Raw genomic sequence first — 23,696 nt, 5'->3', positions numbered from 1 at the left:
CGGTGAACAACCTCGCGGCGCCGATTACGCCTGACTGTTCGATATTGTTAGGTGCGTTCATTGAAAACTCACCAGATTCATAAAACTTAATGCATTCGCCACCGGAAAAACGCGCGGCGGCAAGCATTCAGATAAATTCTTCAATCGCCTGGCGGTTACTCCAGGACTTGGTGAGGGCTGCGGCAGCGGCGGGTTCGAGCCAGCGCGCGGCGAGATGCTCGGTGAGCAGCAGGTCGCGTTCTGCGGGTATAGCCAACCTGAACCAGTGTTCGCGATTGTGCGTGGTGCCCGGTGCGTAACGATGACGATAGTGCGGGAAGATCTCAAACTCGATTTGCTTGTGGCAATCGTCCAGCACTAGCTTTTCGTGCGCAATATCGATGGCGAGTTCTTCTAACACTTCGCGCTGAGCTGCCTGGCGCGGGGTTTCGCCCGCTTCCAGGCTGCCAGTGACCGATTGCCAGAAGCTGTCGTCATCACGTCGCTGCAGCATTAACACCCGGCCGGTATCGCGGGCAAAAATCACCACCAGCACCGAAACCGGATGTTTAAAGCCCATTATTTGTTCTCTGTTTTTTCTTTTTTCGGCGCCACCAGAATGCCGAGGTCCAGCAACGCAGCGGGATTCGCTTCGCTTGGGGCTTCGGTCATCATGCACGCGGCGGCGGTCGTTTTCGGGAACGCGATCACATCACGGATGTTATCGGTGCCGGTCAACAGCATGGTCAGACGATCCAGGCCGAACGCCAGGCCGGCGTGCGGCGGCGTACCGTATTTCAGTGCGTCGAGCAGGAAGCCAAACTTCTCACGCTGCTCTTCTTCGGTAATACCGAGGATGCTGAATACCGTCTGCTGCATTTTACCATTATGAATACGTACGGAACCGCCACCCACTTCGTAGCCGTTAATCACCATATCGTAAGCATTCGCTACCGCTTGTACCGGATCGGTTGCCAGCTGTTCTGCGCTCAGGTCTTTCGGCGACGTGAACGGATGGTGCATCGCTGCCAGGCCGCCCTCATCATCTTCCTCAAACATTGGGAAGTCGATCACCCATAGCGGCGCCCAAGCTTTGTCATCAGTAATCTGCAGATCGCGGCCCACTTTCAGACGCAGCGCACCCAGCGCATCCGCCACCACTTTGGCGCGGTCCGCACCGAAGAAGATCAGGTCGCCATCTTGGGCGCCAGTACGGTTGAGAATGTCTTCAACGATTTCTGCGCTGAGGAACTTGGCAACCGGGCTTTGTACACCTTCGAAGCCTTTCGCACGTTCGTTGATTTTCATCCACGCCAAACCTTTGGCGCCATAGATTTTGACAAATTCACCGTACTCATCGATTTGCTTACGCGTCAGCGCTGCACCGCCCGGTACGCGCAGGGCAGCCACGCGGCCTTTGGCATCATTGGCTGGGCCAGCAAACACCTGGAATTCTACGTTTTTCAGCAGATCGGCAACGTCCACCAGCTCCATTGGGTTACGCAGGTCTGGCTTATCTGAACCGTAACGGTTCATCGCTTCCGCAAAGGTCATCTGCGGGAATTCACCGAGATCCACACCTTTGATGTTGATCCACAGTTCACGAATCAGACGTTCCATCTTTTCACGCACCTGCTCGGCGGTCATGAAAGAGGTTTCCACGTCGATCTGGGTGAATTCAGGCTGACGATCGGCACGCAGATCTTCGTCTCGGAAACACTTAACGATCTGATAGTAGCGGTCAAAACCCGACATCATCAGCAGCTGTTTGAACAGCTGTGGCGACTGCGGCAGCGCGTAGAACTTGCCTTTATGCACGCGGCTTGGCACCAGATAGTCACGCGCGCCTTCAGGCGTGGCTTTGGTCAGCATCGGCGTTTCGATATCGAGGAAACCCTGGTCGTCCATAAAGCGACGCACGAAGCTGGTAATTTTAGCGCGGGTTTTCAAACGCTGCGCCATTTCCGGACGACGCAGGTCCAGGTAACGATAGGTCAGGCGCGCTTCTTCGCTGTTGACTTGGTTAGAGTCCAGCGGCAGCGGTTCAGCGCGGTTGATGATATTCAGCTCGTGGGCAAACACTTCCACTTCGCCGGTCGCCATATCGCTGTTTTTGTTCTTTTCGTCACGTGCACGCACGGTGCCGGTGATCTGGATACAGAATTCGTTACGCAGCTCAGATGCCAGCTGGAAAGCGTCCTGACGATCGGCATCAAAGAACACCTGTGCGATACCTTCACGGTCACGCATATCGATAAAAATCAGGCTACCCAGATCGCGACGGCGATTTACCCAGCCGCAGAGAGTGACTTGCTGACCCACGTGAGACAGATTGAGCTGTCCGCAATATTCTGTACGCATAACGTATCCTTTTAACTTCGCCGCTGCTGCCAGACAGCATCAGGCCGCGTAACCTTATGAGATGCTGTCGCAAAAAAGGCGGCTATTATAATGGAAAAACCCAGGCAGGATAAGTGGAGCCCGATCAAAGCGGACAAAACATTATGCTTTATCGCGCTGTTTTACCTGCCGACATCAAAACAGGTTACATTAAGCCGCCCTTTCCCGCCCTAAAGGATTCAGGAGTTCGCGTTGACACTTCGTATTGGATTACCGCAATGGCAGCACGCGCAATGGAAACAGTTCGGTATTGAGACCTTAGCCGATTACGCGCAGCTGTTTGGTTGTGTGGAAGGTAATACCACGTTGTATGCGCTGCCAAAGCCGGAAGTGGTGCTGCGCTGGCGCGACATGACGCACGACGATTTCCGTTTCTGCTTCAAGTTTCCCGAGAGCATCAGCCATAAAGCGGCGCTGCGCGACTGTGATGAGTTGCTGAATGAGTTTTTCCGCCTGCTCGATCCGCTCAGCACGCGCATTGGTCAATACTGGCTGCAGCTGCCGGCGGCGTTTTCACCGGCTCAGCTCGGCGATTTGTGGTCTTTTCTCGATAGTTTGCCGCGCAATTTCCACTATGGCGTCGAGGTGCGGCATCAGGCATTTTTCGCCAAAGGAGATGCTGAACGCGCGCTGAATCGCGGTTTGCTGGAGCGTCAAATTAATCGGGTGATGCTGGATAGTCGTCCGGTGCATGCCTCCACCTCACAGTCGGCCGCAGCGGTGCACGCTCGATCGCAAAAGCCGCGTGTGCCGCTGCATGTGGTGCGTACCGGTGCGCAACCGATGGTGCGTTTCATTGGCAGTGATAGCGTGGCGGAGAGCGTGCCGCTGTTTCAGCCGTGGCACAGCAAGCTGCAAGCGTGGCAGCGGGATAGCGATCCGCTGCTGTTTATCCATACGCCGGATATGGGCGAGGTGTTTCCGCTGCTTCAGGCGTTGTGGCCACAGTTGCAGCAGCTGGAGCCAACCTTACGCGATCTGCCCGACTGGCCGCAGCAATCGAGCCTGTTCTAGACGCAACGCAAAGGGTGCAGCCTGCCCGCGTTTCTGCCAAAATAGCGCCCTTTCCGTTTTCTCTCCGGACCTTTTCATTATGTCTGATCGCGATACGCTATTTTCCGCGCCCATCGATAAGCTGGGCGACTGGACCTTTGACGAGCGCGTAGCTGAAGTTTTTCCCGATATGATTCAGCGCTCGGTGCCGGGTTATTCCAACATCATTTCGATGATTGGCATGCTGGCAGAACGCTTCGTTCAGCCGAATAGCCAGGTTTACGATCTCGGCTGTTCACTGGGTGCCGCCACGCTGTCGGTGCGCCGCAATATTCATGTGCCCGGTTGCCAGATTATTGCCGTGGATAATTCACCGGCGATGGTGGAGCGCTGCCGTCGCCATATCGACGCCTTCCGCGCGGATACGCCGGTGCAGGTGATCGAAGCAGATATTCAGGATATCCACATTGAGAACGCCTCGTTGGTGGTGCTGAACTTTACCCTGCAATTCCTTGAGCCACCGGCACGTCTCGAGCTGCTGAAGAAGATTGTTAACGGATTGAATCCGGGCGGCGCGCTGGTGTTGTCGGAGAAGTTCAGTTTTGAAGATGCCGATGTCGGCGAGTTGCTGTTTAACATGCATCACGATTTCAAACGCGCTAACGGTTACAGCGAGCTGGAGATCAGCCAGAAACGCAGCATGCTGGAGAATGTGATGCTGACCGATAGCGTTGAAGCGCACAAAGCGCGCCTGAAAACCGCCGGTTTCAAACATGCGGAGTTGTGGTTCCAGTGCTTTAACTTTGGTTCGTTGGTGGCGTTGAAATGATTGAGTTTGGCCGTTTTTATCAGCAGATTGCCACCGGCCCGCTCGCCAGTTGGCTGGAAGTGTTACCGGCGCAAGTCGCCGCATGGCAGCGTGAAAATTTGCACGGTAAATTCCGCGACTGGGAGAAGTCAGTTGATTATCTGCCGCTGCTGACGCCGCAGAAGCTGGATTTGTTGCATAGCGTGAGCGCCGATGTTGAGGATCTGACCGATCGTCAGCGTCTGGGCATTGAGAATCTGTTACGCAATTTGATGCCGTGGCGCAAAGGTCCTTATTCGCTTTACGGTACCGAGATCGATACCGAATGGCGTTCCGACTGGAAATGGGATCGCGTGTTGCCGCACATTTCGCCGTTGCAGCATCGTACGGTGTTGGATGTTGGCTGCGGTAGCGGCTATCACATGTGGCGCATGATAGGCGCGGGCGCCAAACTGGTGGTCGGCATCGATCCAATGCAGCTGTTTTTGTGTCAGTTCGAAGCGGTGCGTAAGCTGCTGGGTGACGATCGTCGTGCGCATTTGCTGCCGCTGGGCATTGAGCAACTGCCGGCGTTACAAGCGTTTGATACCGTGTTTTCCATGGGCGTGCTTTATCACCGCCGTTCGCCGCTCGACCACTTGATGCAGCTGAAAAATCAGTTAGTCAGTGATGGCGAGCTGGTACTGGAGACGCTGGTGATTGAAGGTGATGAAAACGCGGTGTTGGTGCCGGGTGAGCGTTATGCGCAGATGCGTAACGTCTACTTTATCCCTTCTGCGGCGGCGCTGAAGAGCTGGCTGGAGAAGTGCGGATTTGTCGATGTGCGCATCGCGGATTACGCGGTGACGTCCGTGGAAGAGCAGCGTCGCACCAGTTGGATGACCAGCGAGTCGCTGGCCGAGTTTCTTGATCCGCATGACAGCAGCAAAACCGTGGAAGGTTATCCCGCCCCGCTGCGCGCCGTGCTAGTCGCGCGCAAGCCGTAATGTTTAACGCCGCGATAGCGCCAGCTTCGCGGCGAAGCCAATAAACACGCAGCCCGTCAGGCGATCCATCACTTTCAGCACCGCTGGGCGACGCAGATGCGCCGCAAAATACTGGCTGCTGCCAATTAGCACCGCATTCCATACCAAACCTATCACCATGTGCGTGAGCGCCATCAGCGTACACCACAGCGGCACCGACGCGCCCGCCGGAATAAACTGCGGCAGAAAGGTTACGTAGAATACGCCGACTTTAGGATTTAACAGGTTACCAAAGAGTCCGCGCGTGAAGCAGGCAACATAACTTTGCTCTTTACTCTGCGCGTGCTGCCCTTCTTCCGCTTGGGTGCGTGGGTTGATGAGTAATTTGACACCGAGATAGAGCAGATAGGCCGCACCGATCCATTTCAGCAGGTTATACGCCATTTCCGAGGCCAGCAGCAGCGCGCCCAAGCCTAAACCCACCGCAACGCCCCACACCAGACAACCCAGCGTAACGCCAAATGCCGTAGCCCAGGCACGTTTCCAGCCTTGCGCGGCGGCGGAACGCAGCACTAATGCAGTATCAAAACCGGGCGTGAGTGTGAGGATGGTGATGGCGAAGAGGAAAGATAAAATTAGTGTCATGCGATGTTCTCAATTGCTCCGGTGCGTTTCAGGCTGAAAACAAGGGCCGCTGCGTAAAGGCGTCGTGGACACATCCCTGTGGACTCTGCCGCCGCATCCATGCGGCGGAAGCTTTACTTCGCGGCCCTTGTTTCCAGCCTTTATGTGGGTTTTGTGGGTTTTGTGGGTTTTGTTCGTTTTGCTTTAATCTTGTGCGGCGGTTTCGTTGGGTGCGTTCCAGTATTGGTATTTATAAGCGGAGCTGAGATGGCGTTCAATGGTGCCTTTGGCGAACACTTCGGTTTCATGCAGATAACTGAGCGTGCAGTTGCCCACTTCATCCCACAGCTGACACTCATCCACCGAGCGCAGCGTGCTGACTGGCGTGGTCGCGGTGCTGTTCAAACGCAGTTCTCGCCACTGGTTATCATAGCTATAAGTATCTTTGCTGCGCGCGCTGGTGGATAAGGTTACCAATCCTTGTGGATTCCAGCGCCAGCTGCTTTCGCCGTTGGTCATGCTATCGCTGCCGCGCGCCACGCTGTTTTCCACTCTGAACTGTTTGTCATAGCGATAAGTGGTATCGGTAAAGCCATCTTTGCCCATGCTGGTGAATTTATCGGATGAGCTGATGATGTTGCCATGCTGGCCGATTTGCCAGCTGATGGTGCCCTGGCGGTTGTCGACCACTTCCTCTTGCCCAGCTTTGATCACTTTAACCATGTAGGCATATTCCGCCACCCAGCCGCGTTGAACGCGGGCGATATGCTGTTCCATCGTCAATAGAACATTGCCTTCATTTTTGTCGTAGGAGATATCGGCCACCATCAAATCGCCACACTGATCAAACTGGCCGAGTACGCGCTTTTGCGAGTTCACATCTTTGCCAAATTCGCCCGCCACCACCTGACGCACCGCGCCTTTGGCATCGCCACCCAGCATGATCCAGTTGTTGCTGCTGGTGATGTTTTTGCTCATCGGCGGACACGCGGTGCTGACCGCCAGCGCGACGCCGCAGTACGGGAGTAGCAGCATTAAAACGGTATAAGGGATGGATTTCATGAAGGTTATCCGTACGAAGCCATAGAGTAATCAAAGCATCATTTACGCGATCACGCTATCTCCGCGGGAATTGCAGATAAAAAGAACCCCAGTTAGAAGAACTGGGGTTGGTACTTGCAAACATCACGTCATTTGAGCTGGCGTGCTGCGCGGCAAAATCGGGGGAATTCAGGCTACCCGGACGGCGCTCAACTGCGTCATGCTTTTCATGGCTTCAACCACATCACCATCAACGCAATAGCGACTGAATTCATCGGTTTCCGCTTCGGAGCACATGGAAACACCGGCTTTACGGTAGCGCATCGGCGAAGCGACTAAACGGCTGGCGGAGCTGTGGACTTCCTGCAATCCACTGTCGATGAACTTCTGGATGTTGCTCAAACGTACGCCCGCACCGGCCATAATAATCGGACCTGTGCTGTGTTCATTTAGTTCCCTTAATAATGCAATTCCTGCTTCGGCACTCTGTTGCTGACCAGACGTCAGGATCCGCGCGATGCCTAAATCAGCCAGCACCTCAAGTGAGCGTTTCGGGCTGTGGCATAAATCAAAGGCGCGATGGAAGGTGACGTCCATGCCATCACACAGCTTCATAATCTGCTGCATACGAGCAATATCGACATGCGCATCTTCATCCAGCATGCCAATCACTAAGCCGGGAAAACCGAGTTCACGCATTAGCGCAACGTCCGATTTCATCGACTCAAACTCAAAGTGGGTGTAGCAAAAATCGCCGCCGCGCGGACGGACGATAGGATGTACCGGGATCGAAATTTCACGTCGTGCCGCTTCCAGCACGCCGGCTGAAGGCGTCAACCCACCTTCGCGCGGTGCACTGCACAGCTCCACGCGATCGGCACCGGACAGCTGCGCAGTCATTGCGCAGTCGATGCCGTAGCAACAAATTTCCAGTTTCGTCATACCATGCTCCTTCTCATGACTTCTGGCTCGGGATGAATGCTTCAGTTAGTCTACTTAATTGGACAGTTTACGTGGAACTCGCACTATGGCATTCGATTTTAATCAATGGATAGACCGTCGTCACAGCGATAGTTTGAAATGGCACAAATATGGTGATCGCGATGTGCTGCCGCTCTGGGTCGCAGACAGCGACTTTCGTTCACCGCCGAGTGTGATTGAGGCCATTAAACAGCGCGCTGAGCACGGTGTATTTGGCTATGGCGCAACGCCAACCGGATTGATTGATATCACCCTTTCGCGTTTAGCGCAGCGCTACAACTGGCAGATTGAGCCGGACTGGATTGTGTTATTGCCCGGCGTAGTGTGCGGTTTGAATCTTTCGGTCCGCGCATTCACGGAGTCTGGCGAATCCACCGTTTCCCCCACGCCGATCTATCCGCCGTTTCGCGGTGCAGCAAAGCTGGCCGACCGCGCACAGGTAAATTTACCGCTGCGTTTACAAGACGATCGCTGGGTGATGAATCTGGATAATAGCGCGATGCAGGGCAATGAACGCCTGCTGATGCTGTGTAATCCGCAGAATCCGGGCGGCACGGTTTATCGTCGTGACGAGCTGGAAGCGCAGCTGGCGTTTGCGCAGCAGCATGATTTGATCGTCTGCTCCGATGAAATCCACTGCGATTTATTGCTGTCACCCGGCGCACAGCACATTCCCTTTGCGGCGTTAAGTGAAGATGCCGCACAGCGGAGCATCACGCTGCTGTCGCCATCGAAAACCTTCAATATTGCCGGATTGGGCGCGTCGCTGGCGATCATTCCCAATCCGGAGTTGCGTGCGCGGTTCAAACGCGTGCGTGAAGGTATCGTGCCTGGCGTGGATATTCTGGCGCTGGTGGCAGCCGAAGCGGCGTGGCGCGATGGCGATGCATGGCTGGCAGCGCAGCTGGATTATCTGCGCGCCAATCGCGACTGGCTGGTGGCGCAGGTGAATGCACTGCCAGAATTGCAGATGGCCGCGCCGGAAGCGACCTATTTGGGGTGGATCGACGCCAGCAAACTGGATGTTGCCAACCCGATGGCGTATTTCGAGCAGCACGGCCTCGGTTTTTCGCCGGGCCACGATTTTGGCGATGATAATTTCGTGCGCTTCAACTTTGGCTGTACGCGCGCCACGCTGGAACAGGCGGTCACGCGTTTGCAAAAAGCGGTCGCGGCGCGGCGTTAAGCCTGCTCACTGGCGACAATCTCTTCCAGTCGCCATGGATGAAACTTAATGGTGGTTTGCCCGTCCGTCACCGCCAGCGTCGGATTGGGCAACCGCTCGTTCTCGCCTTTGGGCGCGCTGGTTTTAAACGAGATGCCCGGCTGTGTCAGCGCATCATCAGAAAGCAGCGCCATCGCCCGCATGCCCAGCGTTTCCGGTTCTCCACGCAGTACAATCTCTACATGTTCCCACCCTTCGTGGCGATACAGCTTTTCGCCTGGCCACGGCAATTCAATCACATCAATTTGCCAGCCCGCCAGGTTCAGTGGCTGATGCAGTTTGAACAGACAAATAGGGCGACCATTGATCATTGCCTCGGAAAACTGTGTGCCGATCTGCAATAAGCCAGATTTCCAGCGTTCTGCTGTTGCAAACTGGTGGCAGCGCACCGCGACGTGATCGGCTTCATGTTCAGCCAGGTTAATGCCTAAACGCTCAGAAAAATTCATCAGCGATTGTTCAAAACGCGCCATGTCTTGTTTTAAATCATCCAATTCCACAGGAAAGTGGGTCTGCATCATGCCTTACCTCTAATTCAGTTCAGGTTTACTAATCAATATGAAATTTGCTAACCGTTGATTCCGCGTGACAAAATTGTCGGATTCATCCGATTTAGGCGCCAAAAAGGCTAAAAACCGCATGAATAGACCATTCATTTCAGATTTATCACCTAATCAGGTCCAGCAGTTACTTTATGAAAGTAGGCTAAGTATATGTTTTTAATCATAATAGTTAATACAATGAGATAAATCTTATTTAAATTGCAAACAATTGCAGCTTGAAACCCTTTCTTATAAATTTGGGTTTCACAACTACAAGGAACGGCCTTATGTCTATGCTCATTGTTGTCGCAGTCCTGATTGCATTAATGGGATTTGCAATTTCCCGCCATTGGAAGGTGCGTGAAGACAAAAGCGTTAAAAATCCTCGTCGTCACCCGCGGCGCCGTTAATCGGCGCTGGGGGCCCGATGTTGCCTGTCATCAGATACCGAATAGCTGACTCACTTTAACATTTCACGTATACTTCCCCTCTTATTTTTCCGTCCCGCCGCGCAGTTGCGGGATGACGACATCGGCTCGCCGCCTACAGGCGGGCCTTTTCAGCATATGAAGGTAACGCGGTGAATATTCAGGCTCTTCTTTCCGACAAAGTCAGTCAGGCAATGATTGCGGCGGGTGCGCCTGCCGATTGCGAACCTCAGGTTCGCCAGTCTGCGAAGGTACAGTTCGGTGATTACCAGGCCAACGGTATGATGGCCGTAGCGAAAAAGCTCGGTCAGGCACCGCGACAACTGGCTGAGCAGGTGATTCAGCATCTGGATCTTAACGGCATCGCCAGCAAAGTCGAAATCGCCGGTCCCGGTTTTATCAATATCTTCCTCGATCGTGCATGGCTGGCGGCGCAAACCGCGCAGGCGCTGCAGCTGCCGCGTCTTGGCGTGAGTGCGGTTGCGCCACAAACTGTCGTGGTGGATTACTCCGCGCCTAACGTAGCGAAGCAGATGCACGTCGGTCACGTCCGCTCCACCATCATTGGTGATGCCGCAGTGCGTACGCTGGAGTTCCTTGGCCATAACGTGATCCGCGCCAACCACGTCGGCGACTGGGGCACGCAGTTCGGTATGCTGATTGCCTATCTGGAAAAGCAGCAGAACGAACATCACGAAGAGATCGCACTGGCTGACCTGGAAGCTTTCTACCGCGAAGCCAAAGTGACCTACGATGCCGACGAAGCCTTCGCCGAGCGCGCGCGTAATTACGTGGTGAAGCTACAGGGTGGCGACGAATATTGCCGCAGCATGTGGAAGAAGCTGGTTGATATCACCATGAGCCAGAACCAGCAGGTGTATTACCGCCTGAACGTGACGCTGACGCGCAAAGATGTGATGGGTGAAAGCCTGTACAACGACATGCTGCCAGGCATCGTCGCCGATCTGCGCGAAAAAGGCCTGGCGGTGACCAGCGAAGGCGCCACGGTGGTTTTCCTTGATGAGTTCAAAAACAAGGAAGGCGAACCGATGGGCGTGATCATTCAGAAGAAAGATGGCGGCTATCTCTACACCACCACCGACATCGCCTGCGCCAAATACCGTTTCGAAACCCTGCATGCCGATCGCGTGCTCTATTACATCGATTCCCGTCAGCATCAGCATCTGCAGCAGGCGTGGACCATCGTGCGTAAAGCCGGTTACGTGCCGGAATCGGTACCGCTTGAGCATCACGCCTTCGGCATGATGCTGGGTAAAGATGGTCGTCCATTTAAAACCCGCAGCGGCGGCACTATTCGTCTCGCCGATTTGCTGGATGAAGCGGTTGAACGCGCGCATGCGTTGGTCAGCGAAAAGAATCCAGAGATGTCCGCGCAAGAGCTGAAGGATCTGTCGGAAGTGGTCGGCATCGGCGCAGTGAAATACGCTGACCTGTCAAAAAGCCGCACCACCGATTACATCTTCGACTGGGACAACATGCTGGCCTTCGAAGGCAACACGGCGCCTTACATGCAATACGCCTACACGCGCGTGCTGTCGGTGTTCCGTAAAGCCGGCATTGATGCCGATAGCCTGAGCGGTGACATCGTGCTGACTGAAGAGCGTGAAGCGCAGTTGGCTACGCGTCTGCTGCAGTTCGAAGAAGTGATAACGCAGGTCGCGCGTGACGGTACGCCACATGTGATGTGTGCTTATCTGTACGATCTGGCCGGTCAGTTCTCTGGCTTCTATGAACACTGCCCAATTCTCTCCGCCGAGGACGAGAACATCCGTCAGAGCCGCCTGCAGCTGGCCGCGTTAACCGCGAAAACGCTGAAGCAAGGTCTGGATACGCTGGGCATTAAAACCGTCGAACGCATGTAATACCTCTGGCGGAGAGCGCCGCAAACGGCTCTCCGCTTGCTTTCCCCCCTTTTTCCCCCTCTGACAAAATTCTGCTCTTCAGCCCGCTCTGAATAGCGCTGCTGCCGTGCCCAATACCCGCCATTCCTCAGCCTCGATACGCCTTCTCATTTTTCCGACACAGCTCACCAAATAAACAAAACTCATACCTTCATAACCATTTTATGGCAGACAAACTCGCACGCCATCCCTAATTTGGTTATGGAATCAAGAACACAAAAACATGCAACAAGCTGTTTTAACAGCTAAAAACTATAAAACTTATTCCCTGCAATCGGGTTAAAGTGATGCCCCCGACCAATGTCAGGGCAGAATAAAATCTCAACCCGATAACGTTATTAATAAAAAAATCAGAGCGTATCCTATGAGCAATCACGACATTATCGATGTAAAAGGCTGGATCGACGCCCGCCCGATCACCGGATACCAGTGGCTGACCCTCAGCCTGTGTTTCATCATCATCATGTTTGATGGCTACGACGCGGCAGCGATGGGCTTCATTGCGCCCGCGTTGATTGAAGACTGGGGTATCAGCCATGCGGAAATGGGGCCGATTCTCGGTGCCGCGATGTTTGGCGTGGCGATTGGCGCGCTGATTGCCGGTCCGTGGTCCGACAAATTTGGCCGCAAACGCGTGCTGCTGCTGTCGATTGCCGTCTTCGCCTGCTTCAGCCTGATGAGCGCCTTCGCGCGCACGCCGCTGGAAATGGGTGTGTTACGTTTTCTCACCGGTCTCGGTCTCGGTGCGGTGATGCCCAACTGCGTCACGCTGGTGTCGGAATATATGCCGGAACGCCGTCGCAGCCTGATGATCACCGTGATGTACAGCGGGTTTAATATCGGTTCCGGATTGGGCGGATTCATTGCCGCCGGCATGCTGCCACACTTTGGCTGGCAAGCGGTGCTGGGTTTAGGGGGCTTGCTGCCGCTGATGATGTTGCCGCTGCTGCTGTGGCTGCTGCCGGAATCGGCGATGTATATGGTGGTGCGCAAAGTCAGTCGCGACAAGATTGCCGCCGTGCTCAAACGTCTGGGCGGCGAATTCTCTGCTGGCACCGCCTTTGTGCTCAATGCGCCAATCATCCCGAAAAAGGCGCAGGTGCTGCAGCTGTTCAGCCGCGGCTATGCAGGCGGCACGGTGGTGTTATGGCTCACCTACTTCATGGGGCTATTCGTCATCTACCTGCTTAACGGCTGGCTGCCAACCATCCTGCGTTCAGGCGGCGTGACGCTGGAGCGTGCGGCGATTGTGGCGGGCTTATTCCAGCTGGGCGGCACCTTTGGCGGCTTAATGGTTGGTGGGCTGATGGACCGTTTCAAAGCGAAATATGTTATCGCCCTGTTCTATCTGCTGGGCAGCTTCTGCCTGGTGTCGCAGGGCATCTGGAGCTTTGGCTCGAATGTACTGGCGCTGCTGGTGTTCTTCGCCGGCGTCTGCATCAACGGTGCACAAACCGGATTGCAGGCCTTCTCCCCGGCCTTTTATCCCACCGAAATGCGCGCCACCGGCGTGTGCTGGATGCACGGCATTGGTCGCAGCGGCGCCATTATCAGCTCGTCGCTGGGCGGCGTGCTGCTCGGCGTGTTCCCTGGGCAAACAGCCATTTTTATCGTTTTGTCGCTCCCGGCAGTTTTGGCGGCACTTTCCATCACCCGACATCACCCTGCACAGGTGGCCCGTCAGGTTAAAGGCATCGACCTTAACGACCTGCCGTCCCTGTCGCGTACCCTCAATAATCGATGAAGTAGAGGTCAAAAAATTATGGCTAAAATCATAGGCGGTTTAGCGGTTTCCCATACTCCCACCATTGGTTTTGCGGTTGATCACAACAAGCAGCAGGAAGGCGCATGGGCCCCGATTTTCGATGGCTTTGCGCCGATGCAGCGCTGGCTGGAGGAGAAAAAACCGGATGTGCTGCTGTATGTGTTTAACGATCACGTCACCTCCTTCTTTTTTGATCACTACTCGGCGTTTGTGCTGGGCATTGATGACGAATATGCCGTTGCGGATGAAGGCGGCGGCCCGCGCGATCTGCCGCCGGTAAAAGGCCATGCGGCGCTGTCACAACATATTGGTGCCAGCCTGATGGCGGATGAGTTCGATATGTCATTCTTCCAGGACAAAGCGCTGGATCACGGCCTGTTTTCGCCGCTGTCGGCGCTGGCACCGTGGCAAGGCGGCTGGCCGATGCAGGTGGTTCCGCTGGCGGTTGGCGTGTTGCAGTTCCCGATCCCGACGGCGCGTCGCTGCTATAAACTCGGCCAGGCGCTGAAGCGCGCGGTAGAAAGTTTCCCGGAGGATCTGAACGTTGCGGTGGTCGCGACCGGCGGCGTTTCACATCAGGTACACGGCGAGCGCTGCGGCTTCAACAATCCCGAATGGGATGCGCAGTTTATCGATCTGTTAATCAACGATCCTGAGCGCCTGACCGAAATAACGCTGGCTGAATACGCCACGCTCGGCGGCCTGGAAGGTGCGGAAGTGATTATGTGGCTGATCATGCGCGGTGCGCTGTCGGCCAACGTCGAGAAACTACATCAGGATTACTATCTGCCTTCGATGACCGGGATCGCCACGCTGATCCTCGAAAATCAGTCACGCGAAGCGCCGGTCGATGTGCACCAGCGTCAGCGCGATAAGATCAATCTGCAACTCAGCGGCGTGGAAAAACTGCCCGGCACCTATCCGTTCACCCAGGCGCGCAGCCTGAAAGCGCTGCGCATCAACCGCTTCCTGCACCGCATGATTCAGCCAGAGTGGCGCAAGCGATTCCGCGAAGCTCCGCAGGCGCTGTATCAGGAAGCCGGGCTGAGCGCTGAAGAGCAAACGCTGATTACCCAGCTCGACTGGCGCGGCATGATCCATTACGGCGTCAGCTTCTTCCTGCTGGAAAAACTGGGTGCGGTGGTAGGCGTCTCTAACCTGCATATCTACTCAGCGATGCGTGGTGAAACGCTGGAACAGTTCCAGCAGACGCGCAATCAGCAGGTACTTTACTCGGTGGCGGGGAAAGCAGACTGATGTTTACGCAACCGGTCATCGACTGCCATCACCACGTTTTTGATCCAGTACACTTTCCCTGGGCGCCCGAGAGCGCCTATAACCCGGACGGACACGAGCTGGCGACGCCGGATTACTATCGTGCTGTGATGCAGGCCTACAACATTCGCCACTCGCTGATTGTTGGCCCGACGTCGGGCTATAACACCGATAACCGCTGCCTGCTGGATACCATCAAGCGCGGTGAGGGCCGTTTCAAGGGCATTGCCGTCACGCCGCGTGACGTGGAGAGCGACACGCTCGCCAGCCTGAAAGATCAAGGCATCGTCGGCATTGCGCTTAATGTGGCGATGCTGGGCACCGAGCCATTTATTCAGCTTGATGCCCTGATGGGCAGGCTGGCGGAGTTGGATCTCTTTGCCCAGATTCAGGTGCAAAACGATCAGCTACTGGCGCTGATGCCGCTGCTGTCACGCACCCGCACGCGTTTGCTGATCGATCACTCCGGTCGGCCAGACGTCAGCGCGGGCGTAGCACAACCAGCCTTTCAGGCGCTGCTGTCGCTGGCCGGCCAGCAGCGCACCAGCGTCAAGCTCTCCGGGCTGGCGAAATTCTCCCGGCAGCCCTATCCCTTCAGCGATGGACATCCTTATTTGCTGGCATTGCTGGACGCTTTCGGCGCGGAAAACTGCATGTGGGGATCGGACTGGCCTTTCCTGCGCGCCAGTGAACGCATGGATATGGGCACGCAACTGCTGCTGATCGAACAGCTGATCCCCGATGAAAAGAGCCGCCGTCAGGTGCTTTGGCACACGCCACAGCGGCTCTTTGGTTTTACTGAATTACAGGAGTCACGATGAGAACCATCTATGTACTGAACGGCCCGAACCTCAATCTACTGGGCACCCGCGAGCCAGAAACCTACGGTTCCGACACGCTGCAAAGCGTCGAAGCGCTGTGCCGCGCAACGGCGGAAGAGCTGGGTGTGGCGATTGAGTTTCGCCAGACCAACCACGAAGGGGAAATGATTGAGTGGATTCAGCAGGCGCGTCTCGAAGCGCAGGCGCTGGTGATCAACCCGGCGGCGTGGACGCACACCTCGGTGGCGATCCGCGATGCGGTCACCGGCGTGGCGTTGCCGCTGTGGGAAGTGCACATCACCAACGTGCACAAGCGTGAGCCGTTCCGTCATCACTCCTATTTTTCCGACGTCGCACAAGGCGTGATCTGCGGCTACGGCATTCGCGGTTACCGCTATGCGTTGATGGAAGCGGCGCGCGCAGGTTGATTATTGGTCCTGTCCGCACACTTCACGCAGGCAGCGGATCAACGCATCCGCTGCCGGTGAGTGCAGACAGCCCGCACGCACCGTCAGCCCGATAGCGCGATCGGTATCCGGCAAAGGCACCGGCAACGCCACCAGCGCGCCGGACGCCAGTTCCACTTCCAGCTGGTGCGCGGAGACCGCCGCCAGCATATCCGACTGCATCAGCAAGCCGCGCACCAACGCCAGATCGCCGGTCTCCACCACCGGATCGGGTGCCGGAATGCCCATCGCCTGAAAACTGTTATTTAGTAGATAACGCGCCGGCGTGGCCGAACGCGGCAGCACCCAACGCGCCGCGCGCAGATCTTCGGTAGAGAGCTCACGTCCCACCAGCGGATGATCGTGACGCGCCAGCAGCACCATGCGTTCGGAGAACAGCGTCTCGCGCGTGACGTCCAGCGCATCTTCATCGCGGCGCAGCGCGCCAAAAATAAAATCGATATCGCCCGCGCGCATTTCCGAGGCCAGCACGCCAAAGGCGCTTTCACTGGTGACCACGCGTACGCCCGGATAACGCGCCGTCAGCATCACGATCGCCTGCGGCAGGATACGCGTGCGTCCCAGCGGCAATGCGCCCACGCGCACCGTTCCCTCAAGTATTCCGCTGCGGGCAGCAATATCGGCCGGAATATGGCGCAATTCATTCAGCGCACGCCGCACGTTGGCTTCAATTTCACGTCCGGCCAGCGAAGGCATCATGCCGTGCGGCGTGCGCTCCAGCAGCGCGATGCCCGCGCCGTTTTCCAGCACGCGCAGCGCGGCGCTCACCGCCGGCTGGCTCAGCCCGAGACGCGCTGCCACCGTCTGCATATGCCGCGTCTGACACAGGGCGATAAAAATTTGCAGCCGACGCACGTTAAACAGCCACAGCGGTTCCGCATCGCTACGCTGCGCACCGCGTCCCTGCAATTTAGCCAGCCGCTGCGGCACCTGATGCAGTTCCTCAATCGCCCGCAGCGCACGCGGCAGCACACATTTACCGAAGTCAGTCAGCATCATGCCGCCGGCGTGACGTTCAAATAGCGTGACGCCTAACGTGAGTTCCAGGTCGCGAATAGCGCGGGTAATGGCCGACTGGGTGCGAAATAATTCATCCGCTGCCCGTGAGACACTGCCTTGTGCTACCACCTGACTAAATGCCCTGATTTGCATCAGATTTGTCAGCTCCTGCGTGCCCTTTTCCGCCATTTTCCCCTGCCTATTTTCACCACCGATCGATGTCGCAATATAAATAAAACGCATACCCGCTGCAATGAAATGAATTATCGCCGCCAGGTGGGCAGTGACAGCATGGAAAAAAACAGCGGAGGAGTATGCCATGACTAACAACACCCCAAAAAAAACCGCGCTGGTGGTCAGCGCTCACTCAGCGGATTTTGTCTGGCGCGCCGGCGGTGCCATCGCGCTGCACCATGCGCAGGGCTATGACGTTCACGTTGTCTGCCTCTCATTTGGTGAGCGCGGCGAATCGGCCAAGCTGTGGCGCAAGGGGGAGATGAGCGAGGCGAAAGTCAAAGCCGCCCGCCGCAGCGAGGCGCAGGCCGCCGCCGACATCCTCGGTGCCAGCATTGAATTTTTTGATCTCGGCGATTATCCGCTGCGTGCCGATAAAGAAACCCTGTTCCGCCTCGCGGACGTCTATCGCCGGGTGCAACCGCACTTTGTTCTGACCCATTCCTTGCAGGATCCCTACAACTACGATCACCCAATGGCCACGCATCTGGCGCAGGAGGCGCGCATTATCGCCCAGGCCGAAGGCTACCGTCCGGGCGAAAAAATTGTCGGTGCACCACCGGTGTACTGCTTCGAGCCGCACCAGCCTGAGCAGTGCAACTGGAAGCCGGATGTGCTGCTGGATATCACCTCGGTGTGGGACAAAAAATATCAGGCGATTCAGTGCATGGCCGGGCAGGAACATCTGTGGGAATACTACACGCGCGTGGCGCAGCAGCGCGGTGTGCAGGCCAAGCGTAACGTCGGCATTACCACCAGCCGCGACATCATTTATGGCGAAGGTTATCAGAGCATCTTCCCGCGCGTGACGGAGGATCTGGCATGAGCATCATCGCGAAAAAAGGCGTCGCGGTGCGCCACATCCCGCGTGCGGCAGCCACGGATATCGACGCGCTGGCGCGCTTTGGCGTCGCCACTGTGCATGAAGCGCAGGGGCGTAAAGGCTTGCTCGATCCCGCCCTTCGCCCGATTCAACAGGATTGTGCCATCGCGGGCAGCGCGGTCACCGTGCTGGTCGCACCCGGCGATAACTGGATGTTTCACGTCGCGGTGGAGCTCTGTCAGCCGGGCGATGTGCTGGTGGTTGCGCCAACCTCGCCGTGCAGCGACGGCTTCTTCGGCGATCTACTGGCGACCTCGCTGCAGGCGCGCGGCGTGCGCGGGCTGGTGGCGGATGTCGGTGTGCGCGATAGCCGCACGTTACGCGAAATGGGTTTTGCCGTCTGGTCGCGTGCGGTGTATGCGCAGGGCACGGTGAAAGAGACGCTCGGCTCGGTGAATGTGCCGCTGGTGTGTGCCGGGCAGCTGATCTGGCCGGGTGACGTTATCGTCGCCGATGACGACGGCGTGGTGGTGGTGGCACGCGATGAAGCTGCCAGCGTGGCGGCCAAAGCGCGTCAGCGTGAAGAGCTGGAAGAGAGCAAACGCCTGCATTTAGCGGCCGGTGAGCTGGGCCTGGATATCTATCAGATGCGCCCGCGCCTGGCGGAAAAAGGACTGCGCTATCTCGACACGCTCGATCAACTGGAGGAATAAACCATGCGCCAGCGTCGCATTCCCTGCTTACTGATGCGCGGCGGTACCTCCAAAGCCGCCTGCTTTCTGGCACAGGATCTGCCAGCCGAACCGGCGGCCCGCGATCGGGTACTGCTGGCGGTGATGGGTTCGCCCGATATCCGTCAAATTGACGGCCTCGGCGGGGCCGATCCGCTCACCAGCAAAGTGGCGATCGTCAGCGCTTCACACCGTGACGATGCCGATGTCGATTACCTGTTTGCCCAGGTCAACGTCGATCAAGCCCGCGTCGATTACGGGCAAAACTGCGGCAATATCCTCGCCGCCGTCGGGCCTTTCGCCGTCGAACGCGGGCTGGTCAAGGCAGGCAGCGAACGCACCCGTGTGCGCATTTTCATGCAGAACACCGGGCAGATTGCCGAGGCGGTGTTCGCCACGCCCGACGGTGAAGTCGACTATGACGGCGACTTACGCATTGATGGCGTACCGGGCAGCGCAGGCGAAATCGCCCTCACCTTCAAAGACATTGCCGGTTCGAGCTGTGGCGCGCTACTGCCAACCGGTCAGCCGCGCGATCGTTTTGATGGCATCGATGTCACCTGCATCGACAACGGCATGCCGGTGATCCTGGTGCGTGCAGAGGATGTCAATCGCAGTGGCTATGAAAGCCGCGACGCGTTAGATAACGACAGCGAGCTCAAGCAGCGGCTGGAGTCGATCCGCCTGCAGGCCGGGCCGCGGATGAATTTAGGGGATGTCAGCCAGCGTACGGTGCCCAAAGTCACGCTGCTGGCCGAAGCACGTCACGGTGGCGCCATCAGCTCACGCACCTTTATTCCACAACGCTGCCACGCCTCGATTGGCGTGCTTGGCGCGGTCAGCGTTGCCAGCGCCTGCCTGATCCCCGGCAGCGTCGCAGACGGACTGGCACGCACCAGCCAGCAACCTCAACAGCGCCTGAGCGTGGAACATCCCAGCGGTGAATTTAGCGTGCTGCTGCAGCGCGAAGGCGATAACCCGCTGGCGGGCTGCGGTCTGTTGCGCACCGCGCGTGCCATTTTCGCCGGTGAAGTCATGATTCCGGCGGCGGTCTGGCCTTCAACAAGGAGTAATTGATGAACATCACCTTTATCGGTTTTGGCGAAGCGGGCGGCATTCTTGCCCATGATTTAAAAGCGCAGGGCAATGCGGTGACGGTATGGGATCGCAAAGCGCTCGCGGCAGAAACCCTGCCCGCGCTGCAGCAAAAAGCGCAGCAGAGCGGCGTGCGGCTGGCCGCTTCGCTGGCGGATGCATTACAGGACGCCGCGCTGGTGTTCTCCACCGTTACCGCGTCGCAGGCTCTCAACGTGGCGCAGCAGGCGGCAGCGCGGTTACAGGCCGGACAGCACTTTCTCGATCTCAACTCGGTGGCACCGCACACCAAACGCGCCGCGGCTGAAGTGATTCACGCTGCGGGTGCCAGCTATATCGACGTAGCGGTGATGGCGCCGGTGCCGCCTAAGCGGCTGGCGACGCCGCTGCTGATTGGTGGCGCTCAGGCTGCACAGGTGCAGCCGCTGCTGCAACAGCTGGGCCTCAACAGCCGCCTGCTGGGTGGCGAAGTGGGTGAAGCTTCAGCGATTAAGATGTGCCGCAGCGTGATGATCAAAGGCCTCGAGGCGCTGACCACCGAATGCCTGAGCGCGGCGCGCCAGTATGGCGTAGAGCAAGCGGTGCTCGACTCGCTGCACGCCAGTTTCCCGTCGCTGGGCTGGAACGATCAGCTGCCGCACTACCTGATTAGCCGCGTGGCGGAGCACGGCCAGCGACGCGCCGAAGAGATGCAGGAAGTGGTGAAAACGCTGCAGGACGTCAAGGTACCAGCCGCCATGAGCGCAGCGATTGTTGCCACGCAGCAAGGGCTGATTGATGCGTTAAACGCCCGCTCTCTGCGCTATCAACAACTGACGCCGTTCGTCTGGCAACAGACGCTGGATAAGATCTATCCACCTCAATGAGTTATATGAATAGAGGTATGCGTTTTGTTTATCGGCAATTGTTTACATTTTTGTAACAGCGTAGCGTAAGCGAGACGAGAAGCAGATTTTAAAACAATAACTATCGGAAGCAAAACATGAAGATTAGAGCATCTGTCGCCCTTTCCCTGCTGCTGGCAGCGGGTATTGGCCAGGCCAGCGCCGCCGCGCTGGACGCCAGCCACACCAACCAGGTAATGACCAGTGTCAAAAACAGCATCAGCGCGCAGCACAGCACCGGCTGTGTAGCGGTGGTTGATGCCAGCGGTACGCTGCTGGCCTTCCAGCGCCTTGACGGCGCATCGCCGGGCTGCGTCGATGCCGCCATTGGTAAAGCGCGCACCTCGGCGCTGTATCACGCCCCTTCCCTGAAATTTATGCAGCGTCTGCAGAGCGGCGAAACCACGGTTCTCGCCATCCCGCACGCGGTGGCGCTCGGCGGCGGTTTCCCGCTCACGCTGCAGAATGAAGTGGTCGGCGCGGTTGGCGTCAGCACGCCCAAACAGGATCTGGATAATCAGGCTTCAGAGGCAGCCGCTCAGGCGCTGAAATAACTTTCGGGGATTTCCATGATGACTCTTTCACGCCGCCGGTTGCTGACCGGCACGGCGGGCCTGTTGGTGGCTGGCGTCCTGACGCAGGCGCTCCCCGGCAGCCTGGCTTTCGCCTCGCCACCGCTGGCCGCCGCAGTGGCACCGTCCGCCAGTTTTACTGCGATTTCCGTCCGATTAACCGGACTGGACCAGCCGGATGCCCTGCTGGCGCAGCGCCTCTACAGCTGGCTGCACGCACATTTTCCGCAGCTGGATAGCCAGCTCGATACGCTCAGCGCGCTGCTGCAGCAGCAACCCACCGCCAACGGCAGCAGCCTGCTGACGCTGCTGAGTACCCAACCCAAAGCCCTCGACGATCTTTATCAGGCGCTGGTTTCCGGCTGGTATCTCGGCGTTGTCGGCCCGCTGCCGCGCCCGCAATGTATCGCTTTTGAGAATATCGTCAGCTATCAGTTGGTGCGTGATTCCCTGTTACCACCGAGCTACGCGCCGGGGCAACCTAACTTCTGGACGCAGCCGCCTGCAAGGAGAGCACATGTCTGATTCATTAAGCGCCGATGTGGTGGTGATTGGCGCCGGCATTGCCGGTTCACTGGCGGCGCTGAAGATGGCCAAAGCCGGCGCTTCGGTATTGATGCTGGAGTCCGGCCCGGAGATTAAGCGCGATCAGGCGGTGGAGTATTTCCGCAACTCGCCGTTTAAGGGTGACTTCACCGAACCGTATCCGCCGCAGCCGTGGGCACCGCAGCCAAAATTCATTCCCAGCGATAACAATTACCTGATTCAAAAAGGCCCGGATCCCTATCGCGCCCAATATCTGCGCGGCACCGGCGGCACCACATGGCACTGGGCTGGACAAGCGTTCCGCCTGTTGCCGAACGATATGCGCATTCAGTCGCTGTACGGCATTGGCCGCGACTGGCCGATCAGCTATGACGAGCTGGAACCCTATTACTGCGACGCCGAATACCAGATGGGCGTGTCCGGTGACAGCGATCTGGCTTCGCCGCGTTCGCGTCCTTATCCGCTGCCGGGCATTCCGCTGCCGTATGGCTTTGATCGTCTGAAGCAGCGACTCGGTCCGCTGGGTTATGAGGTGGGCATTGGTCCGCAGGCGCGTAACAGCATCGCCTATGACGGTCGTCCGGCCTGCTGCGGCAACAACAACTGCATGCCGGTTTGTCCGATCGATGCGCAGTACCACGGCGGCATCGCCGCGCGTAAGGCGCTGGATGCCGGTGTCAAAATCGTCACTAATGCGGTGGTGTTCCGCATTGAGGCTGACGACAAAGGCACCATTCAGGCAGTGCACTATCTCGATCAGAACAAAGCGCGCCATCGCGTTACCGGTAAACAGTTTGTCCTGACCGCCAACGGCATCGAAAGCCCGAAAATCCTGCTGCTCTCCACCAGCGATCGCTACCCGAACGGCATCGCCAACAGTTCCGGCATGGTGGGCCGCAACCTGATGGACCATCCGGGATCGTCGGTAGAGTTCTACGCCGATGAGCCGGTGTGGTTTGGCCGTGGGCCGATGCGTCCTGGCAGCATCAACAATATGCGCGACGGCGATTTCCGTGGTGAGCGCTCGGCGCTGCGTATCGACCTCGCCAACACCTCGCCGGTGCGTTATCTCACCGAACGTCTGGTGCGTCAGGGCTATTACGGCAAGGCGCTCAACGACAAGCTGGCCTTCCAGGCCGAGCGTTTTGTTCAGCTCAAGTGCCTGCTGGAGATGCTGCCGGAGCCGCAGAACCGCGTCACGCTGAGCAAAACCGAGAAGGATGCCTGGGGTATTCCCCGCCTCGAGGTTTACTACCGCTTCCCGGAATATGTGCATCGCGGCTATGACCAGTCGATGATCGACTTCCAGCGCATGGTGAAAGAGATGGGCGGCACCGAGGCGGTCTACAGCAAACGCGGCGTCTACGACAACAACCAACATATCACCGGTACCATGATCATGGGCAGCAATCCGCAGGATTCGGTGGTGGATGGTCACTGCCGCACCCACGATCACCCGAACCTGTTTATCGCCGGCACCGGCATTATGCCGTCGGCCTCGACGGTCAACTCAACGCTGACCGGAACCGCGCTGGCGCTGCGTATGGCCGATAGCGTTCTGGCAAGCTTGTAAGGA

General features: G+C 57.4%; 24 protein-coding genes. 17 read left to right on the top strand and 7 right to left on the bottom strand.

All coding sequences use genetic code 11. From position 1 onward, the window contains the following. Nucleotides 1-127: 127 nt before the first annotated feature. Nucleotides 128-559, bottom strand: coding sequence for a dihydroneopterin triphosphate diphosphatase (nudB, locus tag ACFQW4_RS08575; protein ID WP_008110490.1), 432 nt, complete (start codon nt 557-559; stop codon nt 128-130). Further along, a complete protein-coding gene (gene aspS / locus ACFQW4_RS08570) occupies nt 559-2,340 on the bottom strand; it encodes an aspartate--tRNA ligase (protein ID WP_377724861.1) in 1,782 nt (593 codons plus the stop codon). The genes nudB and aspS overlap by 1 nt, the downstream gene beginning before the upstream one ends. Nucleotides 2,341-2,571: 231 nt before the next feature. Here aspS and ACFQW4_RS08565 point away from each other — a divergent pair, with 231 nt between their 5' ends. From ACFQW4_RS08565 to cmoB, 3 genes are all read left to right on the top strand, one after another. Then, nucleotides 2,572-3,393 carry a DUF72 domain-containing protein gene (locus tag ACFQW4_RS08565; protein ID WP_377724859.1) on the top strand — a complete coding sequence of 274 codons (822 nt, stop codon included), beginning with the start codon at nt 2,572-2,574 and terminating at the stop codon, nt 3,391-3,393. A 79-nt stretch (nt 3,394-3,472) separates the two neighbouring features. Continuing rightward, nucleotides 3,473-4,201 (top strand): carboxy-S-adenosyl-L-methionine synthase CmoA, encoded by a 729-nt coding sequence (gene cmoA, locus ACFQW4_RS08560; RefSeq protein WP_097097065.1) that lies wholly within the window; start codon nt 3,473-3,475, stop codon nt 4,199-4,201. Further along, nucleotides 4,198-5,166, top strand: a complete 969-nt coding sequence (gene cmoB / locus ACFQW4_RS08555) for a tRNA 5-methoxyuridine(34)/uridine 5-oxyacetic acid(34) synthase CmoB (protein WP_110866314.1) — start codon at nt 4,198-4,200, stop codon at nt 5,164-5,166. Before cmoA ends, cmoB begins: the two co-directional genes overlap by 4 nt. A 3-nt stretch (nt 5,167-5,169) precedes the next feature. Here cmoB and ACFQW4_RS08550 read toward each other — a convergent pair whose 3' ends face one another. From ACFQW4_RS08550 to cutC, 3 genes are all read right to left on the bottom strand, one after another. Beyond that, entirely contained in the window at nt 5,170-5,790 is a 621-nt protein-coding gene (locus tag ACFQW4_RS08550; RefSeq protein WP_192234118.1) for a LysE family translocator, read from the bottom strand. Nucleotides 5,791-5,973: 183 nt separating this feature from the next. Then, a complete protein-coding gene (locus tag ACFQW4_RS08545; protein WP_377724856.1) occupies nt 5,974-6,831 on the bottom strand; it encodes a hypothetical protein in 858 nt (285 codons plus the stop codon). Between the two features lie 168 nt (nt 6,832-6,999). Then, nucleotides 7,000-7,752 carry a copper homeostasis protein CutC gene (gene cutC, locus ACFQW4_RS08540; protein ID WP_101764150.1) on the bottom strand — a complete coding sequence of 251 codons (753 nt, stop codon included), beginning with the start codon at nt 7,750-7,752 and terminating at the stop codon, nt 7,000-7,002. 85 nt (nt 7,753-7,837) lie between these two features. On the opposite strand from cutC, the gene ACFQW4_RS08535 reads away from it, so the two are divergent. Next, nucleotides 7,838-8,977, top strand: a complete 1,140-nt coding sequence (locus ACFQW4_RS08535; RefSeq protein ID WP_377724854.1) for a MalY/PatB family protein — start codon at nt 7,838-7,840, stop codon at nt 8,975-8,977. On the opposite strand, the gene ACFQW4_RS08530 is transcribed toward ACFQW4_RS08535, so the two are convergent. Then, the gene (locus ACFQW4_RS08530; protein ID WP_222233321.1) at nt 8,974-9,534 is read right to left on the bottom strand and encodes a VOC family protein; all 561 of its coding nucleotides are present in this window, start codon (nt 9,532-9,534) and stop codon (nt 8,974-8,976) included. The genes ACFQW4_RS08535 and ACFQW4_RS08530 overlap by 4 nt on opposite strands. 311 nt (nt 9,535-9,845) lie before the next feature. Here ACFQW4_RS08530 and ACFQW4_RS08525 point away from each other — a divergent pair, with 311 nt between their 5' ends. From ACFQW4_RS08525 to aroQ, 6 genes are all read left to right on the top strand, one after another. After that, nucleotides 9,846-9,968: a hypothetical protein gene (locus ACFQW4_RS08525; protein WP_007889544.1), complete on the top strand. Its 123-nt coding sequence runs from the start codon at nt 9,846-9,848 to the stop codon at nt 9,966-9,968. 170 nt (nt 9,969-10,138) lie between these two features. Continuing rightward, a complete protein-coding gene (argS, locus tag ACFQW4_RS08520) occupies nt 10,139-11,869 on the top strand; it encodes an arginine--tRNA ligase (RefSeq protein ID WP_377724853.1) in 1,731 nt (576 codons plus the stop codon). A 403-nt stretch (nt 11,870-12,272) separates the two neighbouring features. Beyond that, entirely contained in the window at nt 12,273-13,652 is a 1,380-nt protein-coding gene (locus ACFQW4_RS08515; protein ID WP_377724851.1) for an MFS transporter, read from the top strand. 18 nt (nt 13,653-13,670) lie between these two features. Beyond that, nucleotides 13,671-14,930: a gallate dioxygenase gene (locus tag ACFQW4_RS08510; protein WP_192411680.1), complete on the top strand. Its 1,260-nt coding sequence runs from the start codon at nt 13,671-13,673 to the stop codon at nt 14,928-14,930. Beyond that, on the top strand, nt 14,930-15,769 hold the full coding sequence (locus tag ACFQW4_RS08505; protein WP_101764145.1) for an amidohydrolase: 840 nt from the start codon (nt 14,930-14,932) through the stop codon (nt 15,767-15,769). The genes ACFQW4_RS08510 and ACFQW4_RS08505 overlap by 1 nt, the downstream gene beginning before the upstream one ends. Then, a complete protein-coding gene (gene aroQ, locus ACFQW4_RS08500) occupies nt 15,766-16,197 on the top strand; it encodes a type II 3-dehydroquinate dehydratase (RefSeq protein ID WP_110866322.1) in 432 nt (143 codons plus the stop codon). The genes ACFQW4_RS08505 and aroQ overlap by 4 nt, the downstream gene beginning before the upstream one ends. Here aroQ and ACFQW4_RS08495 read toward each other — a convergent pair whose 3' ends face one another. After that, entirely contained in the window at nt 16,198-17,424 is a 1,227-nt protein-coding gene (locus ACFQW4_RS08495) for a LysR family transcriptional regulator (RefSeq protein WP_377724848.1), read from the bottom strand. It abuts the gene before it with no gap. Between the two features lie 130 nt (nt 17,425-17,554). Here ACFQW4_RS08495 and galB point away from each other — a divergent pair, with 130 nt between their 5' ends. The 7 genes from galB to ACFQW4_RS08460 all read left to right on the top strand — a co-directional run bounded on the left by galB (nt 17,555) and on the right by ACFQW4_RS08460 (nt 23,693). After that, a complete protein-coding gene (galB, locus tag ACFQW4_RS08490) occupies nt 17,555-18,295 on the top strand; it encodes a 4-oxalmesaconate hydratase (RefSeq protein WP_101764142.1) in 741 nt (246 codons plus the stop codon). Then, nucleotides 18,292-19,005, top strand: coding sequence for a 4-carboxy-4-hydroxy-2-oxoadipate aldolase/oxaloacetate decarboxylase (locus ACFQW4_RS08485; RefSeq protein WP_377724846.1), 714 nt, complete (start codon nt 18,292-18,294; stop codon nt 19,003-19,005). Before galB ends, ACFQW4_RS08485 begins: the two co-directional genes overlap by 4 nt. A gap of 3 nt (nt 19,006-19,008) precedes the next feature. After that, a complete protein-coding gene (locus ACFQW4_RS08480; protein WP_377724843.1) occupies nt 19,009-20,100 on the top strand; it encodes a 4-oxalomesaconate tautomerase in 1,092 nt (363 codons plus the stop codon). Then, nucleotides 20,100-20,984 carry a DUF1932 domain-containing protein gene (locus tag ACFQW4_RS08475; RefSeq protein WP_377724841.1) on the top strand — a complete coding sequence of 295 codons (885 nt, stop codon included), beginning with the start codon at nt 20,100-20,102 and terminating at the stop codon, nt 20,982-20,984. The genes ACFQW4_RS08480 and ACFQW4_RS08475 overlap by 1 nt, the downstream gene beginning before the upstream one ends. A gap of 116 nt (nt 20,985-21,100) precedes the next feature. Beyond that, nucleotides 21,101-21,556, top strand: coding sequence for a heme-binding protein (locus ACFQW4_RS08470; RefSeq protein WP_101764138.1), 456 nt, complete (start codon nt 21,101-21,103; stop codon nt 21,554-21,556). A 15-nt stretch (nt 21,557-21,571) separates the two neighbouring features. Further along, a complete protein-coding gene (locus tag ACFQW4_RS08465) occupies nt 21,572-22,099 on the top strand; it encodes a sugar dehydrogenase complex small subunit (RefSeq protein ID WP_377724839.1) in 528 nt (175 codons plus the stop codon). Beyond that, the gene (locus tag ACFQW4_RS08460) at nt 22,092-23,693 is read left to right on the top strand and encodes a GMC family oxidoreductase (RefSeq protein WP_192411670.1); all 1,602 of its coding nucleotides are present in this window, start codon (nt 22,092-22,094) and stop codon (nt 23,691-23,693) included. The genes ACFQW4_RS08465 and ACFQW4_RS08460 overlap by 8 nt, the downstream gene beginning before the upstream one ends. The last annotated feature ends 3 nt before the right edge of the window (nt 23,694-23,696 follow it).

Source organism: Pantoea sp. GCM10028869, from assembly GCF_042666835.1.
Taxonomy (GTDB): Bacteria; Pseudomonadota; Gammaproteobacteria; order Enterobacterales; family Enterobacteriaceae; genus Pantoea; species Pantoea leporis.
This window is presented reverse-complemented; position numbering and strand designations above follow the sequence as displayed.

What these genes read in the sequence shown, in the direction of transcription:
- nudB (WP_008110490.1), bottom strand. Translation starts at nt 559, where the DNA reads ATGGGCTTTAAACATCCGGTTTCGGTGCTGGTGGTGATTTTTGCCCGC.
- aspS (WP_377724861.1), bottom strand. Translation starts at nt 2,340, where the DNA reads ATGCGTACAGAATATTGCGGACAGCTCAATCTGTCTCACGTGGGTCAG.
- cmoA (WP_097097065.1), top strand. Translation starts at nt 3,473, where the DNA reads ATGTCTGATCGCGATACGCTATTTTCCGCGCCCATCGATAAGCTGGGC.
- cmoB (WP_110866314.1), top strand. Translation starts at nt 4,198, where the DNA reads ATGATTGAGTTTGGCCGTTTTTATCAGCAGATTGCCACCGGCCCGCTC.
- ACFQW4_RS08550 (WP_192234118.1), bottom strand. Translation starts at nt 5,790, where the DNA reads ATGACACTAATTTTATCTTTCCTCTTCGCCATCACCATCCTCACACTC.
- ACFQW4_RS08545 (WP_377724856.1), bottom strand. Translation starts at nt 6,831, where the DNA reads ATGAAATCCATCCCTTATACCGTTTTAATGCTGCTACTCCCGTACTGC.
- cutC (WP_101764150.1), bottom strand. Translation starts at nt 7,752, where the DNA reads ATGACGAAACTGGAAATTTGTTGCTACGGCATCGACTGCGCAATGACT.
- ACFQW4_RS08535 (WP_377724854.1), top strand. Translation starts at nt 7,838, where the DNA reads ATGGCATTCGATTTTAATCAATGGATAGACCGTCGTCACAGCGATAGT.
- ACFQW4_RS08530 (WP_222233321.1), bottom strand. Translation starts at nt 9,534, where the DNA reads ATGCAGACCCACTTTCCTGTGGAATTGGATGATTTAAAACAAGACATG.
- ACFQW4_RS08525 (WP_007889544.1), top strand. Translation starts at nt 9,846, where the DNA reads ATGTCTATGCTCATTGTTGTCGCAGTCCTGATTGCATTAATGGGATTT.
- ACFQW4_RS08515 (WP_377724851.1), top strand. Translation starts at nt 12,273, where the DNA reads ATGAGCAATCACGACATTATCGATGTAAAAGGCTGGATCGACGCCCGC.
- ACFQW4_RS08510 (WP_192411680.1), top strand. Translation starts at nt 13,671, where the DNA reads ATGGCTAAAATCATAGGCGGTTTAGCGGTTTCCCATACTCCCACCATT.
- ACFQW4_RS08505 (WP_101764145.1), top strand. Translation starts at nt 14,930, where the DNA reads ATGTTTACGCAACCGGTCATCGACTGCCATCACCACGTTTTTGATCCA.
- aroQ (WP_110866322.1), top strand. Translation starts at nt 15,766, where the DNA reads ATGAGAACCATCTATGTACTGAACGGCCCGAACCTCAATCTACTGGGC.
- ACFQW4_RS08495 (WP_377724848.1), bottom strand. Translation starts at nt 17,424, where the DNA reads ATGGCGGAAAAGGGCACGCAGGAGCTGACAAATCTGATGCAAATCAGG.
- galB (WP_101764142.1), top strand. Translation starts at nt 17,555, where the DNA reads ATGACTAACAACACCCCAAAAAAAACCGCGCTGGTGGTCAGCGCTCAC.
- ACFQW4_RS08485 (WP_377724846.1), top strand. Translation starts at nt 18,292, where the DNA reads ATGAGCATCATCGCGAAAAAAGGCGTCGCGGTGCGCCACATCCCGCGT.
- ACFQW4_RS08480 (WP_377724843.1), top strand. Translation starts at nt 19,009, where the DNA reads ATGCGCCAGCGTCGCATTCCCTGCTTACTGATGCGCGGCGGTACCTCC.
- ACFQW4_RS08475 (WP_377724841.1), top strand. Translation starts at nt 20,100, where the DNA reads ATGAACATCACCTTTATCGGTTTTGGCGAAGCGGGCGGCATTCTTGCC.
- ACFQW4_RS08470 (WP_101764138.1), top strand. Translation starts at nt 21,101, where the DNA reads ATGAAGATTAGAGCATCTGTCGCCCTTTCCCTGCTGCTGGCAGCGGGT.
- ACFQW4_RS08465 (WP_377724839.1), top strand. Translation starts at nt 21,572, where the DNA reads ATGATGACTCTTTCACGCCGCCGGTTGCTGACCGGCACGGCGGGCCTG.
- ACFQW4_RS08460 (WP_192411670.1), top strand. Translation starts at nt 22,092, where the DNA reads ATGTCTGATTCATTAAGCGCCGATGTGGTGGTGATTGGCGCCGGCATT.